Raw genomic sequence first — 14,561 nt, forward strand, 5'->3', positions numbered from 1 at the left:
CAGGAGAACACCATGAAGGGCGTCACCGTCGTCGACCACCCGCTTGTCCAGCACAAGCTGACCATCATGCGCAAGAAGGAAACCTCGACGGCCGGCTTTCGCCGGCTGCTGCGCGAAATCTCGCTGCTGCTCGGCTACGAGGTCACCCGCAACCTCGAACTGACGACGACGACCATCGAGACGCCGATGGAAACCATGGAAGCGCCGACGCTTGAGGGCAAGAAACTGGTCTTCGCCTCGGTGCTGCGCGCCGGCAACGGCTTGCTGGAAGGCCTGCTCGACCTGGTTCCGGCGGCCCGCGTCGCCCATGTCGGTCTCTACCGCGATCACGAAACGCTGGAAGCGGTCGAATATTTCTTCAAGGCGCCGAGCGACCTCGCCGACCGGCTGGTGATCGTCGTCGATCCGATGCTGGCGACCGCCAATTCGGCGATCGCGGCGATCGACAAGCTGAAAGAGCGTGGTGCCACCAACATCCGTTTCCTTTGCCTGCTGGCGGCGCCCGAAGGCATCGAGCGCTTCATCAAGGCGCATCCGGACGTTCCCGTCTTCACTGCTTCGATCGACCGCCAGCTCAACGAGAAGGGCTACATCATGCCCGGCCTTGGCGACGCCGGCGACCGCATGTACGGGACCAAGTAATATCAGGCGAAGTCGCCTGGTCCGATTTACCAAATATTTACGCAAAGGCGCGGTTTTGGCGCGCGTTAAAGCGTCAAACACCATCCGGGTCTAACGATCGGCTGTCACTACGGCGCCGCGCGTCCATTTCGGACGCGCAAAGGACGCTGTAGCACTTTGATTTTGCGCATGAGCCTTTCCGAAAATCGATCCCGATTTTCGGGGTCATGCGGCGAGGCCGATCCATGCTGCGCAAGCTTCTCATCCTTGCCGTTTTCGCCGGTTCATCGGCATCGATACCGATTGTGTATCAGTCCAATCCGCAACTCGTCGAAAACCTGCTGAGGTCGGCGGTGCCGGGCAAACAAGCGGTCGAAGCCCAACCAGACGTCAATCTGGCATCGGTGCCCAACAAGCCCGCGGTACCGCTGCCGATGGGCCGCAAGGTGGTCGTCGCGGCTGACGAGCGCGGACATTTCTCATCGGCTTTCAAGTTCAACGGACGCCAGGTCGACGGCATGATCGACACCGGTGCGACATTGGTCGCCATCAACATTTCGACGGCACGCAGGATCGGCTTGTCGCTGAATGCTTCGGACTTCAGCCACGAGGTCAACACGGCCAACGGCACCATCAAGGCGGCCGTGGCCATGATCGACCGCCTGCAGATCGGCAACATCACGGTCAATGACGTCCAGACCATTGTGCTCGACGACAGGGCGCTGCGCACCAATCTGATCGGCATGAGCTTCCTCAACCGGCTCGACAAATACCAGGTCGAGAACGGCACGCTGCTGCTCGTCCAGTAAGGCTGTTCGTTTCCGCAATTCCCAAGGGAAAGCGCTATGCGCTTTTCCCGGGAAGCCGTTTCACACTTTTCCTGAAATTGCTTTAGCCGCGCGGCAGAATCCGCCGGATGACCGACTTGTCGGCGGGCGGCTTCGAGGCGCCGACCGTATAGGCCGAAAGCACGGTTGCGGCAGCGCTCTCGGCATCGGCCGATGAGCGGGCATGGACCAGCGCCAGCGGCTCGCCGATCCCAACCTCCGCACCGACCGGCAACAGCCTGGTGATGCCGACCGCGGGGTCGATCTGGTCGTCCGGCCGCGTGCGCCCCCCTCCCAGGCCGACCACGGCGAGCCCGATATCGCGGGTGGCGATGCCGGTGACGAAGCCGTTTGCGGTTGCCTTGACGGCAAATTCGATCGCCGCCGCAGGCAGATATTTTTCCGGCTTCTCGATGAAATCGGCGGGGCCGCCAAGCGCGGCCACCATGCGTGCGAAAGTGGCGGCGGCGCGGCCGCCGGCGAGCGTTTCGGTGGCGCGCCGCATGCCATCCTGGTTGGACGATACCAGCCCGGCCGACTGCAGCATTTCGGCAGCCAGCGCCAGCGTCACATCCTCGAGCCTCCGGTCGCGAAACCGACCGGTGAGGAAATCAACGGCGTTGCGCACCTCGACGGCGTTGCCGGCGGCCGACGCCAGCGGCTCGTTCATGCCGGTGATCAACGCCGAAGCCTTCAGTCCGGCGCCGTTGGCGATCTCAACCAGGCTGTTGGCGAGTGCGGTGGCGTCGCGCGATTTTTCCATGAAGGCGCCGTTGCCGACCTTGACGTCGAGCACCAGCGATTGCAGCCCGGCCGCCAGCTTCTTCGACAGGATCGAAGCGGTGATCAGCGGCACTGATTCGACCGTGCCGGAGACGTCGCGGATCGCATAGAGCCGTCGATCGGCGGGCGCGAGGTCGGCGGTCTGGCCGATGATGGCACAGCCTGTTTCGAGCACCGCCTTGCGAAACAGCGCGACATCGGGCTGGCTGATGTAGCCGGGGATGGCATCCATCTTGTCCAGCGTGCCGCCGGTGTGGCCAAGGCCGCGCCCCGAGATCATCGGTACATAGGCGCCGCAGGCGGCGACGATCGGCGCCAGCATCAGCGAGACATTGTCGCCGACGCCGCCGGTCGAATGCTTGTCCGTGACCGGGCCGGGCAGGTCCGACCAGTCGAGCACATCGCCGGAATCGCGCATCGCCAGCGTGAGCGCCACGGCCTCGTCGCGGCTCATGCCGTTGAAGAACACCGCCATGGCGAAGGCGCCAGCCTGGCCATCGGTAACGGCGCCTGACGTCACGCCCTCGACGAAGCCGGCGATCTCCTCTTCCGACAGCCTGAGGCCATCGCGCTTGCGGCGGATGATTTCCTGGGGAAGCATCAGGTCTCCAGCAGTCCGTCGTGGAACACGCGCTGCAGGATCGTCGCCAGCCGCGCGCCGCCTACCGGCGCCATGTCCTTGGTCTCCTGGTGCGATAGCTCGGCCCCGGTCATGCCGGCCGCCAAATTGGTGATGACCGAACAGGCGGCGACGCGCAGTCCGAGGAAGCGGGCGAGAATGACCTCCGGTACGGTCGACATGCCGACCGCATTGGCGCCCATGATGCGCGCCATGCGGATCTCGGCCGGCGTTTCGAAGCATGGGCCGGAGAACCACATATAGACGCCCTTGTGCAGGGTGGTGCCGGTCGCATTTGCCGCCCGTTCGATGGCCTGGCGGATGCCGGCATCATAGGCTTCAGTCAGGCCGACGAAACGCCGGTCGCTTGGTTCGCCGATCAGCGGGTTGGTGCCCGAGAAATTGATATGGTCCGATATCAGCATCACCGAGCCCGGCGGCATGTCCGGATCGACCGAGCCGGCGGCATTGGTGAGGATCAGCTTCGTGATGCCGATGCCGGCAAGCACTTCCAGCACCGGCCGCATCGCCGCGGCAACGCCGTGCTCGTAGTAATGGGCGCGGCCCGAAAGCATCAGCACCGGCACGCCGGCAAACAGCCCTGCCACCACTTCGCCGGCGTGCCCGGTGACACCGCTTCTGGGAAAACCGGGCAGGTCGGCATAGGAGATGCGGATCGGGTCCTCGATCTGGGCGACCAGACCGCCGAGGCCCGAACCGAGCACCAGTGCCGTGGCCGGCGCCAGGCCGTCCAGCCTTTCGACGAGATGATCCAGGGCTTTTTCCGTCATCGCTGCCAGCTGTTCATTTGAGCCCGTTGTTCATTTCAAAATATCGCCGCGGAAGCCGTAAGGCAGCATGTCGCCCATGGTCACGGTCTCGGCCACACCTGCATTGTCGCAGAGATAGAGCTTTGTTTCCGGCCGGCAGAATTCGGCCAGCCGCTGCCGGCAGCCGCCGCAAGGCGAGCATTTCGCCATGCGTTCGGCGATGACGGCGATTTCGACGATCTTGCCGCCGCCGCCCATAATGTAGTGGCCGAGCGCCGTGGTCTCGGCGCACCAGCCTTCCGGATAAGAGGCGACTTCGATGTTGGCGCCGGTAAAGACGCGCCCGTCTTCGGTTCGCAAGGCAGCGCCGACCGGAAACTTCGAATAGGGCGCGTAGGCCCTGGCCATGGCGGCCTTGGCGGCCTCGAACAGATCATGCGACATTCCGGTGTTCTCTCCGATGATCGTGTTCAAAACCCGGCGCAAAGCCGACCTGCCGCTCAACGTTCCTTGACATAAGGCACGCCGCCGGCGCGTGGTGGGATTGCCTTGCCGATGAAGCCGGCGAGCAGGATGACGGTGAGGATGTAGGGCAGCGCCTGCATGAACTGCGCCGGCACCTTGCCGATGATGGGCAGCGGTGATCCCTGCAGGCGGATCGACGCCGCGTCCAGGAAGCCGAACAGAAGGCAGGCGAACATAGCGTTGACCGGCTTCCACTTGGCGAAGATCAGGGCTGCCAGCGCGATATAGCCCTTGCCGGCGGTCATGTCCTTCACGAATCCGCCATTTTGCACCATCGACAGGTAGGCGCCGGCAATGCCGGTGAGGATGCCGGTGCAGATCAGCGCCCTGTAGCGCAGCCAGGCGACCGATATGCCGGCGGTATCGACGGCGGCCGGGTTCTCGCCTACGGCGCGCAGCCTGAGGCCAAAACGGGTGCGAAACAGCACCCACCAGGTGAACGGCACCATCAGGAAGGCAAGATAGACCAGGATCGAGTGGCCTGACAGGAGCTCGGCATAGATCGGTCCGATGATCGGCACGTCGCGGATGGCCTCGGCACCCGGCAAGGTGATGGCCTCGAAGCGCTCGCCTGGTTGCAGCGCCGGCGTGCGCCCGCCCTGCTGGAACCAGGCCTGGCCCAGGATGATGGTCGAGCCGGCGGCGATGAAATTGATCGCCACGCCGGAGACGATCTGGTTGCCGCGATGGGTGATCGAGGCAAAGCCGTGGACCATGGCGAAGGCGACCGAGATCAGGATCGCCATGCCGAGGCCGAGAAAGGCCGAATGGAACACGGAAGCGGCCGCAGCACCGGCGAAGGCGCCGACCAGCATCTTGCCTTCGAGGCCGATGTCGAAGATGCCGGCGCGCTCCGAATAGAGCCCGGCGAGGCAGGCAAGCAGCAGGGGCACCGAGAGGCGGATGGTGGAGTCCAATGTCTGGATGATCGCGTTGAACACATCCATCTCAGGCACCTTTCCCCTTGACCGCTTCCATACCGACCGATCGCGGACTGAACGAGGCGAACAGCGCCTGGATGTAGGGCCGGAACATGTGCTCGAGGGCACCGGCAAACAGGATCACCAAGCCTTGAATGATGACGATCATATCGCGGCTGATTGCCGGCATCTCGAAGGCGAGCTCGGCGCCGCCCTGGTAGAGCATGCCGAACAGGATCGCCGCCAGCACGATGCCGACAGGGTGCAGGCGGCCCATCAGCGCCACGGCGATGCCGACGAAGCCGGCGCCGGAAACGAAGTCGATGGCGACATTGTGCTGATCGCCCATCACCGGATTGAGTGCCATCATGCCGGCCAGCCCGCCCGAGATCATCATGGCGGTGATGATGATGCGGGTTTCGGAAATGCCGGCATAGCGTGCCGCTTTCGGGCTGTGACCGTAGGTGCGCATTTCATAGCCGAGCTTGGTGCGCCAGATCAGCAGCCAGACCAAGAACGCCATGACCAGGGCCAGCAGGAAGGTGACGTTGAGCGGCGCCGAACGGATCTTGGCGCCGAACAGCTCGATGATCCAGTTGAGCTTGGGCAATTCCGCGCCGGCGAGGAAGTTGCGCGTCTGCGGCGCTTGCGAGGCGGCTGGCTTCAACGGGCCGACCAGCAGGTAAACCATGATCGAGGCGGCGATGAAGTTGAACATGATGGTGGTGATGACGATGTGCGAGCCACGCTTGGCCTGCAGATAGGCCGGGATGAGCGCCCACAATGCGCCCACCGCCGCCGCAGCAATGATCGCCAGCGGGAAGGTCAGCCACCATGGCAGTGTGCTGTCGAAGCTCAGGCAGACGATGGCGATGCCGAGGCCGGCGATGTAGGCCTGCCCTTCGGTGCCGATGTTGAACAGGCCGCAATGCGCGGCCACCGCCACCGAAAGCCCGGTGAAGATGAAGGTGGTGGCATAAAAGAGGGTGAAGGCGATGCCGGTGCCTTTGCCGAAGGCGCCTTCGACCAGGATGACGGCTGCGCGCAACGGATTCTCGCCGACCAGAAGCACGACGAAGCCGGCGACGACGAAGGCGACGAACAGATTGATCAGCGGGATCAGGCCATAGTCGGCCCAGGCCGGCAGTTTGGCGTAAGGCGCGCTCATTCGGCGGCCTCCTGGTGCTCGATGCCGGCCATCAGCAGGCCGAGCTCGCCCTCGGTCGCTTCGGGGCCGCGCTCGCCGACGATGCGGCCGGCAAACATCACCAGGATACGGTCGGACAGCGAACGGATCTCGTCAAGCTCGACCGACACCACCAGCACCGCCTTGCCCTGGTCGCGCATGGCGATCAGGCGCTTGTGGATGAATTCGATGGCGCCGACATCGACGCCGCGTGTCGGCTGGCCAACGATCAGAACACCAGGGTCCTGTTCCATCTCCCGCGCCAGCACGATCTTCTGCTGGTTGCCGCCGGAAAAATTGGCGGTCTTCAGCCGGCAGTCGGCCGGGCGGATGTCGTATTTGGCGATCTTGTCCCTGGCATCGTTGCGGATGGCATCGATGTTGAGGAACGGCCCCTTCAAATAACGGGGATCATCGTGATAGCCGAGGATCGAATTCTCGTTCTCCTCGAAGGCCAGCACCAGCCCGACGTGATGGCGGTCCTCCGGCACATGCGCGAGGCCACGGTCGCGCAGTTCGCCGGGGTCGGCGGCGCCGGTCAGGTCGATCGGCTTGCCGTCGAGCATGACCGAGCCGGACACGGCACGCCTGATGCCGGAAATCGCCTCGAGCAGTTCGGATTGTCCGTTGCCGGCAACACCGGCGATGCCGACGATCTCGCCGGCCCTGATATCGAAGGAGATGTCGTCGACCATGGTGACGCCGCGCGTATCCTTCACCGTCAGGTTCTTGACCGCGAGCTTGACGGCGCCGGCCTCGGCCTCGCCCTTCTCGACCCGCAAGAGCACGCGCCGCCCGACCATCAGCTCGGCCAGTTCCTCGACCGTGGTCTTCCTGGTCTCGCGCGTCGCCACCATCGTGCCCTGGCGCATCACCGACACGGTGTCGGTGATGGCCATGATCTCGCGCAATTTGTGGGTGATCAGCACCACCGTCTTGCCCTGGTCTTTCAACTGCCCGAGGATGCGGAACAGATGGTCGGCCTCGGCCGGTGTCAGCACGCCCGTAGGCTCGTCGAGGATCAGGATCTCGGCGCCGCGATAGAGTGCTTTCAGGATCTCCACCCGCTGCTGCAGGCCGACCGGCAGTTCCTCGATGATTGCATCGGGATCGACTTCCAGCCCGTATTCACGCTCCAGCCGCTCCAGTTCGGAGCGCGCCTTGGCGATGCTCTTCTTCAGCAGCGCATCGCTTTCGGCGCCGAGGATGACGTTCTCCAGCACCGTGAAATTGTCGACCAGCATAAAGTGCTGATGCACCATGCCGATGCCGAGCGCGATGGCGTCATTGGGGGTTTTGATCGAGGCCGGCTGGCCGCCAACGCGGATCTCGCCGCTGTCGGCCTGGTAGAAGCCGTAGAGGATCGACATCAGCGTCGACTTGCCAGCTCCGTTCTCGCCGACAATGCCGTGGATCGTGCCGCGACCGATCTCAAGATTGATGTCCCGGTTGGCGCGCACCGCACCAAAACTCTTGTTGATGCCGATCAACTCGATTGCGGCTTGCGCCATGCAGCCTGTCCCACTCTTATTTTTTTATCGCTTGGTCAAAACGCCTAGCATGACGCTCCGCCCGTGCCAATTGCCGGAGCCGGTTCACTCTCGACAAATCCCGGTGCGCTTGTCAATTTGCAACGTGGCCGGGGCCTTCACATTCGCTAGTATGACGGCGCCGGAATTCGCATTACGGCGCAAGACATCGCGGTCAACGACATCGCGATGAGACTGGGGAATTCACATGATCACGCCCGCTGACCGGCTGACGACGCTGGAAATACGCGCCGCCGAGCAGGAGAAGATCATCGAGGAACTGTCCGGCCAGATCGCCGAGCAGTGGAAAGTGATCGAGCGCATGCAGCGCAAGCTCGACGCGCTGACGGATCGCTTCCTGGCGCTGGAGGAGCAGACAGGAGATGAAGTGCCGGTAACCAAGCCGCCGCACTGGTGAGGAAAAAGGGAAGGTGCACGCCGTGGTCAGTGAAAACGATCGCATCGCGCGGGCCGGCGAATATGTGCTCGGTCTTATGAACGACAAAGACCGCGAACGGGCCGAACGTGACCTGGAGGTCGATCCCGCCTTCCGCGACGCGGTCGTGCGACTTGCCGAGCAGATGTATTTCTTCGACCGTTACGGAAAACGCGGCCTGCTGCCTGGCAGGCATTGGGAACTGGTTACCCAACGCCTAGCCGAGTTACCTCAGATGCGCAGCGTCGAGCTCGGCGGCAATGAGGTCAAACCGCGCACGGTGATCCGAAGCCTGTCCCGGCCACCATACGGCATTGGCGTGCACGCGCTTGGCGGCCGGCGCGGAGTTTTCGTTGCCGCCGGGCTGATGGTGGCGTTCGCGCTGGGCTGTGTCGTCGCGAAGCTGCTATAGGCGGGGCCGGCGCGACATCAGCGCCATCTTCTCGCCGTCCGAGCCGCTTATCTCAACGGTATTCCAGCCGAGAGCCGCGTAGAAATCACGCGCATCCCACGTGTAGAGATGGAGCATCTCGACGCCCCGTGACGCCGCATGGGCTTCCGTTGCCTTGACCAGCGCGGTGGCGATGCCTCGGCGTCGATACCTTGCATCGACAACCAACCCGGCCAGCCATGGCGTCAGATCATGTGCGGGCTCCAGTTCGTGGCGGACCAGCAGGCATGTCCCGACCGGGGTGTCGCCGATCCGGGCCACGAATGCCGCCTCGAAGCCGTCACCGGCGATCAAGTCGCGAAGCCCTGCCGCATCTTCACCGAGGGTCCTTCCGGTTCCCGCGAAAAAGGCAGCCAGGCGCAGTTGCGCGACAGCTGCTATGTCGTGCTCGCCCATGGGTTCGATCGTCGGCTGCATCCGTATCCCCAAACGGTGTCCGGCACGGAGCGAAGGTTTCGCTCGAACCCGTATAAGGCAAAACCGCCGGGCTGGCGCCCGGCGGTTTGCAGATCATGGCTGTGTGTTCGTGCCGCTCAATAGGGGCAAGCGTTGTCAGCCGTATAGTCGTGTACTTCGACCTTGCCGGCAATGATGTCGGCCTTGGCTTTTTCGACGGCCGCCTTCATCTCTTCCGTCACCAGCGCCTTGTTGTTGTCGTCCATGGCGTAGTCGACGCCGCCTTCCTTGAGGCCCAGATTCTCGACTCCGCCTTTGAAGGTGCCGTTCTTGCCGTCCATGAAGGCGGTGTAGACGGCGACGTCGACGCGCTTCAGCATCGAGGTCAGCACCTTGCCCGGCTGCAGGCCGTTCTGGTTGGAATCGACGCCGATGCCGAGCTTGCCGGCATCTGCCGCCGCCTGCAGCACGCCGACGCCGGTGCCGCCTGCCGCGGCATAGACCACGTCGGAGCCCTGGTCGATCTGCGTCTTGGCGATCTCGCCGCCCTTGGCCGGATCGTTCCAGGCAGCCGGCGTATCACCCGTCATGTTCTGGATGACGTCGGTCGCGCCCGCTGACTTGGCGCCGCCGACATAGCCGCATTCGAACTTGCGGATCAGCGGGATATCCATGCCGCCGACGAAGGAGACCTTCTTCGACTTCGAAGCCATGGCCGCCAGGACGCCGACGAGGTAGGAGCCCTCCTGTTCCTTGAACTTCAGCGACCGCACGTTCGGCAGATCGACCTGGTCGTCGATGATGGCGAAGTTCAGGTCGGGATATTCGGCGGCGACCTTGGCCAGCGCGTCCGTCCAGGCAAAGCCGGCCATGACGATCGGGTTGCGGCCGTCCTCGGCGAAGCGGCGCAGCGCCTGCTCACGCTGCGAGGCATTGGAGACCTCGAATTCGACGTAGGCCGTACCGGTTTCCGTCTTGAATTTTTCGGCGCCGTTGTAGGCAGCCTCGTTGAAGGATTTGTCGAACTTGCCGCCGAGATCATAGAGGATGGCCGGCTGGACATCCGCGGCGAAAGCCGGAAGAACCATTGCGGTTGCGGCCAGGAGGCCGAGAACGATACGTTTCATGTGATCCACACCCTGTCGGTTATTTTTTCCGTTACGCGCCGCATGCCGGCCCGGTTCTCCGGCAGGCATACGACGTCAGCCAGGAGTGTACTCCCTCCCGCTCGGCGGCAATCTGGCATGGCCCGAAACAAAATTCACGCGGAATTTTGACCTTTTGGAAAAGCTTGGTGCGGGCAAGCCGCACCGCAGCTTGTCCTTGCGCCAAGTGTCAGGCGGAGGCGGCGGCAGGGATGGCGCAAGCGACGCCAGTGCCTTTGAGGTTGCACGTGCCGTAAGGATTCTTCGCCAGATATTGCTGGTGATCGGATTCTGCGAAGTAGAATTCGGCCGCCGGCGCGATCTCGGTGGTGATCCTGCCGTGGCCGGCACCGCGCAGCGAGGTCTCATACGCATCGCGCGAGGCGCTCGCCGCCGACAATTGCGCCTCGTCGCTCGTGTAGATCGCGGAGCGATAGGCGGTGCCGACATCATTGCCCTGGCGCATGCCCTGCGTGGGGTCGTGGCTTTCCCAGAACAGCTTCAGAAGCCCAGCATAGGAGACGATCTCGGGGTCATGGACCACCAGCACCACTTCGGCATGACCGGTAAGCCCGGTGCAGGTCTCCTGATAGGTCGGATTGGGGGTGAAGCCGCCGGCATAGCCAGCCGCGGTGACCCAGACGCCTTCGATCTGCCAGAACAGCCGCTCCGCACCCCAGAAGCAGCCCAGTCCGAACATCGCCGTCTCCAGCCTCTCGGGATAAGGACCCTTGAGCGATCTTTTCAAGACCTTGTGCCTGGATGCGGTCGGGATCGCCCTGGCGCGGCCCGGCAGGGCCTCGGAGGGCTTCGGCAGATTGAGCTTCTTATTCAGCATGTCGCTGAGAAAGAACATGCGCGGCTCCTCTCCGGGTGAAACATAAGATGCCGCATGACGGCGGCTTTGTTTGAGCATCGGATTTTCCAAAACCGGCAACCGCTTTTGGGTCCGATGCTCTAGGTGGCGGCGAACTGCCCAGCACGCGGTGGCCGCCTGTAGCCTATCACATAGAGCAGGAAAGCCAGCACCGCGAACACGGCGAAGCCCGGCTGGTTCAGCACCCAGGCGATGGCGCCGTCCCACAGCAGCGGGCTGGCCTTGGTTCGGATGAAGGTTTCGAAGGCGGCCCGCGTGTCGGGGGAGACCGCCAGCCAACTGGTGTTGAGCGGGGTCAGCACCAGAACGGAGGCCGCCACGGTGCGTGTCGCGTCGAGCACCGCCATGATGACGGAAATCGACAGCGCGATCATTGCGGCAAGACGAAAGACGAAGCGAAACATCAGAACCCTCCTCCGGGCTGGTCCCCCTCCCGAGGGGCCTTTCAGAGATAGAATGCGCATGGCTGGATCGCAATCGCCATACACGAATTTGCAGACTCCAAACTCAGGTCAACAGAAGGCCGGACGACAGTCGGCCGGGTGGCTTTTCATTGACATATGAGGGCAGCTATGCTAACAATTTCGGCATGGTGTTGACTTGCGCCGACGACCCGCCGCACAGGCGGGTTTTTGCGATTGGTGCCTTGCAAACCGACGTGCCGGCGAAGTCTCTAAAGCCCGGGTGAACCCGGATTCGTTGCCCTGCGCGAACTATGCGGCCGGCTTCCTTTTGCGCCGATGGACACGCCAGACGGCAAAAACGCCGCCGCCTATGGCGCCGATCGCCAGGCCGGCCAGGCCGGTGAACACGGCGAAATAGCCGCAGGCGCCCTCGAAACAGCTCATCTCGGTGGCATCAGCGATCACCGAGCCGATGGCGAATCCGCCCACGGCGCCGATGACCGCGCCCAGGACGATGCCGAGCAGCGCGGCGACGACCGAGACGAAGGCCGATGGGCTTTCGGTTTCCGGATTGACATAAACGGCATCGGCTTCGGATCCACGGCGCAGCAGATAGATGCAGAGAACGCCGATGGCGATTTGAGCAGCCATGATGGCAAGCGCCTGGCCCGAAAAGACGAAATCCGAAATCGTCAGTGCACAGGCCTGCCAGGTCACCAGCCAGACGATTGTGGCGACCTGCCAGATGATGAACCGTCGCGGGAAGCGGGCCGAGCGGCCGAAGGCGAGGCCGAGCAGGTAAAGCCCCCACAGGATGGTGACGATATCGATGACGAGCCCGCCATAGATAAGGTAAAACACGCTGTCTGGCAGGCCGGTGGCGCCGACCGCGGGCCAGACGGAGATCAGGCCGTAGACCGACCACGCCATGACGAAGACAAGCCAGCCCACCGGCACGAAGGACAGCCCGCTGTCCGGCCGCCTGACTAGCGTCTGTCCATTGCTCGATGTCATGTCCGCACAATGCCCCCGCAAAGCCTCGGCACCCGACAGGCAACTCCGGGGGAAGTCAAGGGCGGCCGGCCCCGCGGTCCTGCCTGTGCACACCATTGCAGCGGCGGCGCCTGTAAAAACGGGCATGCCGGCCGCCTTGTGAAACACTGTGTGGCCGGCAAAGCGAATAGACTGCCGTTATGGCTTGGCATTCGGCGCCGGATCGACTAGATGAGCCCCGCGCCTGTTGCTTCGGCTCAGGTGCGGGGAAGGGCGTTCGCTGGTTGGCGGCGCCGGCGCGGATTTCCACGCCTCAGCCCCAAGGGAGGTGCATCTCCCCAACCCGCACGGCGAAACCGGCCGACGCGACATGCATGGACGGAGAGGTGGCCGAGTGGTTGAAGGCGCACGCCTGGAAAGTGTGTTTACGGGAGACCGTAACGCGGGTTCGAATCCCGCTCTCTCCGCCAATTTGCAACCCAGCCGGAGTTGCCTGGAGCCGGCGCCCAGGGCACAGGGACCAAGGCAATCCTCGTCGACTTCATCGACGTCTATTGCAGGACCGGCCATTTCGACCTCCTGCAGCCGCCAGGCGTTCCGGGCATGGAAGCCGCCGGTCTCATCGCAGCGGCCGGCCCGGAGGTTTCAGGCTTTTCAGTCGGCGACCGCATTGCCTATGCATGCCCGCCGGTCGGCGCCTACTGGCGCAGACTGCCGACGCTCATCGCGATCTCGAGGCCAGGAGGACAACCAGGGCGCTTGTGCTGAAGGTGTGATAGTGTTGCCCCGGTGCTGTCATATTCTGAACAGGGCCGAATACCGGAGAATGGCAGCAAAACGGTCGATCATCTCGCCCTAGATCACCGCTTCCTCGAGGAACGGCTCGTTGCGCTCTATGCGCTCGTAACAGAACGGCGACAGATCGAGCGTCTGGAAAGCCCCGTGAACGATGAGTTCTGAAACTCCCCGGCCCACGGCTGGCGACTGTTGCAGCCCGTGCCCCGAGAAGCCGTTGGCAAACATGAAATTGGTCACCTGCGGGTGGAAGCCGACGATGCCATTGTGGTCGAGCATGTTGTACTCGTAGTGGCCGGTCCAACTGGTCTGGACCTTGAGGGCATCGAAGGCCGGGACGCGATGCCAGAGCGCCGGCCAGATATATTCGTCGAACTCTTCATACTGCATTTCGAAGTCGTCGTAGCCGGCCGGCCCGTCGCCCTGCGGGGTGTTGCCGGTGAGAAAAAGCTCGCCTTCCGGGCGCACGAATGTACCGGAAAGGTCGATGACGTTGGGCATCCGGCCAGGGATCGGATTGGCACTGGCGAAGACGAAGCTGTAGCGCTTGTACGGCGCGACCGGGATCGACAGGCCGGCCATGGCTGCGACCTGTTGCGCGCGCGGACCCGCGGCGTTGACCAATGTTCCGCAGGCGATCGTCTGGCCGGTCGCGAGGCGCACTGAGACGACCCGCCCGTTGGCGATGCCAAGCTCCGTCACGGCATTGTCGATATACTCGACACCGCTGGCGCGGGCGGCTCGGCGGAAACCGTTCATCAGCCCCATGGAATCGAACCAGCCCTCTTCCCGGGCCCCCCAGGAACCGCCGCCGAGATCATCCACGTTGAGCCAGGGAAAGCGATCCTTCAGCGGGCCCGGCTCGAGGAAGACAGTGTGAGCCCCGAGACTTCGCTGCAGGTCGACGCGCTCGCGGGCCGCTTCGACGCCGTCCGGGGAGCAGCAGTAGAGATAGCCGTGCTCACGAAAGCCGAGATCGGGCGCCGGCTCGTCCTTGTAGAAGGGTGCCATGCGCTCATGGAAGGTGCGGATGACCTCGATGCCGAACTGGCTGATCTTCACATTGATCGGATTGGAATATTGCTGCCGGATCGCGCTGGTGGACAGCGCTGTCGATGAAAACTCGTAACTGCTATCGCGCTCGACCACGAGGATCGAGGCACCGCTGCCCAGCGCCTGGCTCAGCCAGTAGGCCGTGGACGAGCCGACAACCGCTCCGCCGACGATGACGATGTCGTAGGCGTTGCGCGATGGCGCTTTGTAAGGCGGGATCGCCATGGCTCC

17 protein-coding genes and 1 tRNA gene are annotated in these 14,561 nt (G+C 63.6%); 6 read left to right on the plus strand and 12 right to left on the minus strand.

Annotation, left to right across the window (positions count from 1 at the left end; all coding sequences use genetic code 11):
• The first annotated feature begins 12 nt into the window (after positions 1-12).
• Both upp and NKH97_RS09620 read left to right on the plus strand, forming a co-directional pair.
• The gene (upp, locus tag NKH97_RS09615; RefSeq protein WP_023812571.1) at positions 13-642 is read left to right on the plus strand and encodes a uracil phosphoribosyltransferase; all 630 of its coding nucleotides are present in this window, start codon (positions 13-15) and stop codon (positions 640-642) included.
• A gap of 224 nt (positions 643-866) precedes the next feature.
• The gene (locus NKH97_RS09620) at positions 867-1,430 is read left to right on the plus strand and encodes a TIGR02281 family clan AA aspartic protease (RefSeq protein ID WP_352610227.1); all 564 of its coding nucleotides are present in this window, start codon (positions 867-869) and stop codon (positions 1,428-1,430) included.
• An 82-nt stretch (positions 1,431-1,512) separates the two neighbouring features.
• Here NKH97_RS09620 and deoA read toward each other — a convergent pair whose 3' ends face one another.
• Genes deoA through NKH97_RS09650 form a run of 6 tightly spaced genes read right to left on the minus strand, consistent with a single transcriptional unit; the run spans position 1,513 to position 7,762 of the window.
• Positions 1,513-2,832, minus strand: a complete 1,320-nt coding sequence (gene deoA, locus NKH97_RS09625; protein WP_352796348.1) for a thymidine phosphorylase — start codon at positions 2,830-2,832, stop codon at positions 1,513-1,515.
• Complete coding sequence (locus NKH97_RS09630; protein WP_352796351.1) at positions 2,832-3,641, minus strand: purine-nucleoside phosphorylase; 810 nt, start codon at positions 3,639-3,641, stop codon at positions 2,832-2,834. Before NKH97_RS09630 ends, deoA begins: the two co-directional genes overlap by 1 nt.
• A gap of 30 nt (positions 3,642-3,671) precedes the next feature.
• A complete protein-coding gene (gene cdd, locus NKH97_RS09635; protein ID WP_023812575.1) occupies positions 3,672-4,064 on the minus strand; it encodes a cytidine deaminase in 393 nt (130 codons plus the stop codon).
• 56 nt (positions 4,065-4,120) lie between these two features.
• Positions 4,121-5,092, minus strand: coding sequence for an ABC transporter permease (locus NKH97_RS09640; RefSeq protein WP_224700631.1), 972 nt, complete (start codon positions 5,090-5,092; stop codon positions 4,121-4,123).
• 1 nt (position 5,093) lies between these two features.
• The gene (locus NKH97_RS09645) at positions 5,094-6,233 is read right to left on the minus strand and encodes an ABC transporter permease (RefSeq protein ID WP_023812577.1); all 1,140 of its coding nucleotides are present in this window, start codon (positions 6,231-6,233) and stop codon (positions 5,094-5,096) included.
• Positions 6,230-7,762 carry an ABC transporter ATP-binding protein gene (locus NKH97_RS09650; protein ID WP_128303187.1) on the minus strand — a complete coding sequence of 511 codons (1,533 nt, stop codon included), beginning with the start codon at positions 7,760-7,762 and terminating at the stop codon, positions 6,230-6,232. Before NKH97_RS09650 ends, NKH97_RS09645 begins: the two co-directional genes overlap by 4 nt.
• A gap of 229 nt (positions 7,763-7,991) precedes the next feature.
• Here NKH97_RS09650 and NKH97_RS09655 point away from each other — a divergent pair, with 229 nt between their 5' ends.
• Together NKH97_RS09655 and NKH97_RS09660 are read left to right on the plus strand one after the other, a co-directional pair.
• On the plus strand, positions 7,992-8,198 hold the full coding sequence (locus tag NKH97_RS09655; RefSeq protein WP_206517192.1) for a SlyX family protein: 207 nt from the start codon (positions 7,992-7,994) through the stop codon (positions 8,196-8,198).
• Positions 8,199-8,220: 22 nt separating this feature from the next.
• Positions 8,221-8,628: a hypothetical protein gene (locus tag NKH97_RS09660; RefSeq protein ID WP_128303256.1), complete on the plus strand. Its 408-nt coding sequence runs from the start codon at positions 8,221-8,223 to the stop codon at positions 8,626-8,628.
• Here NKH97_RS09660 and NKH97_RS09665 read toward each other — a convergent pair.
• The 5 genes from NKH97_RS09665 to NKH97_RS09685 form a co-directional block, all read right to left on the minus strand.
• Entirely contained in the window at positions 8,623-9,084 is a 462-nt protein-coding gene (locus NKH97_RS09665) for a GNAT family N-acetyltransferase (RefSeq protein ID WP_128303186.1), read from the minus strand. The two genes, NKH97_RS09660 and NKH97_RS09665, sit on opposite strands and share 6 nt — an antisense overlap.
• A 116-nt stretch (positions 9,085-9,200) precedes the next feature.
• Positions 9,201-10,190, minus strand: coding sequence for a BMP family lipoprotein (locus tag NKH97_RS09670; protein ID WP_128303185.1), 990 nt, complete (start codon positions 10,188-10,190; stop codon positions 9,201-9,203).
• A 208-nt stretch (positions 10,191-10,398) separates the two neighbouring features.
• Positions 10,399-11,064, minus strand: coding sequence for a peptide-methionine (S)-S-oxide reductase MsrA (msrA, locus tag NKH97_RS09675; protein WP_128303184.1), 666 nt, complete (start codon positions 11,062-11,064; stop codon positions 10,399-10,401).
• Between the two features lie 101 nt (positions 11,065-11,165).
• The gene (locus tag NKH97_RS09680) at positions 11,166-11,489 is read right to left on the minus strand and encodes a hypothetical protein (protein WP_128303183.1); all 324 of its coding nucleotides are present in this window, start codon (positions 11,487-11,489) and stop codon (positions 11,166-11,168) included.
• A 309-nt stretch (positions 11,490-11,798) separates the two neighbouring features.
• Entirely contained in the window at positions 11,799-12,503 is a 705-nt protein-coding gene (locus tag NKH97_RS09685) for a hypothetical protein (RefSeq protein WP_352796359.1), read from the minus strand.
• Between the two features lie 359 nt (positions 12,504-12,862).
• Between NKH97_RS09685 and NKH97_RS09690 the strand changes: the two genes are divergently transcribed.
• A tRNA-Ser gene (locus NKH97_RS09690) sits at positions 12,863-12,952 on the plus strand.
• A 19-nt stretch (positions 12,953-12,971) separates the two neighbouring features.
• Positions 12,972-13,250: an alcohol dehydrogenase catalytic domain-containing protein gene (locus NKH97_RS09695; RefSeq protein WP_352796362.1), complete on the plus strand. Its 279-nt coding sequence runs from the start codon at positions 12,972-12,974 to the stop codon at positions 13,248-13,250.
• Between the two features lie 87 nt (positions 13,251-13,337).
• Here the strand turns inward: NKH97_RS09695 and NKH97_RS09700 are convergent, their stop codons facing one another.
• On the minus strand, positions 13,338-14,555 hold the full coding sequence (locus tag NKH97_RS09700; protein WP_352793499.1) for an NAD(P)/FAD-dependent oxidoreductase: 1,218 nt from the start codon (positions 14,553-14,555) through the stop codon (positions 13,338-13,340).
• Between the last annotated feature and the right edge of the window lie 6 nt (positions 14,556-14,561).

The sequence above is a fragment of the Mesorhizobium sp. M0870 genome (assembly GCF_040319775.1).
Lineage (GTDB): Bacteria > Pseudomonadota > Alphaproteobacteria > Rhizobiales > Rhizobiaceae > Mesorhizobium.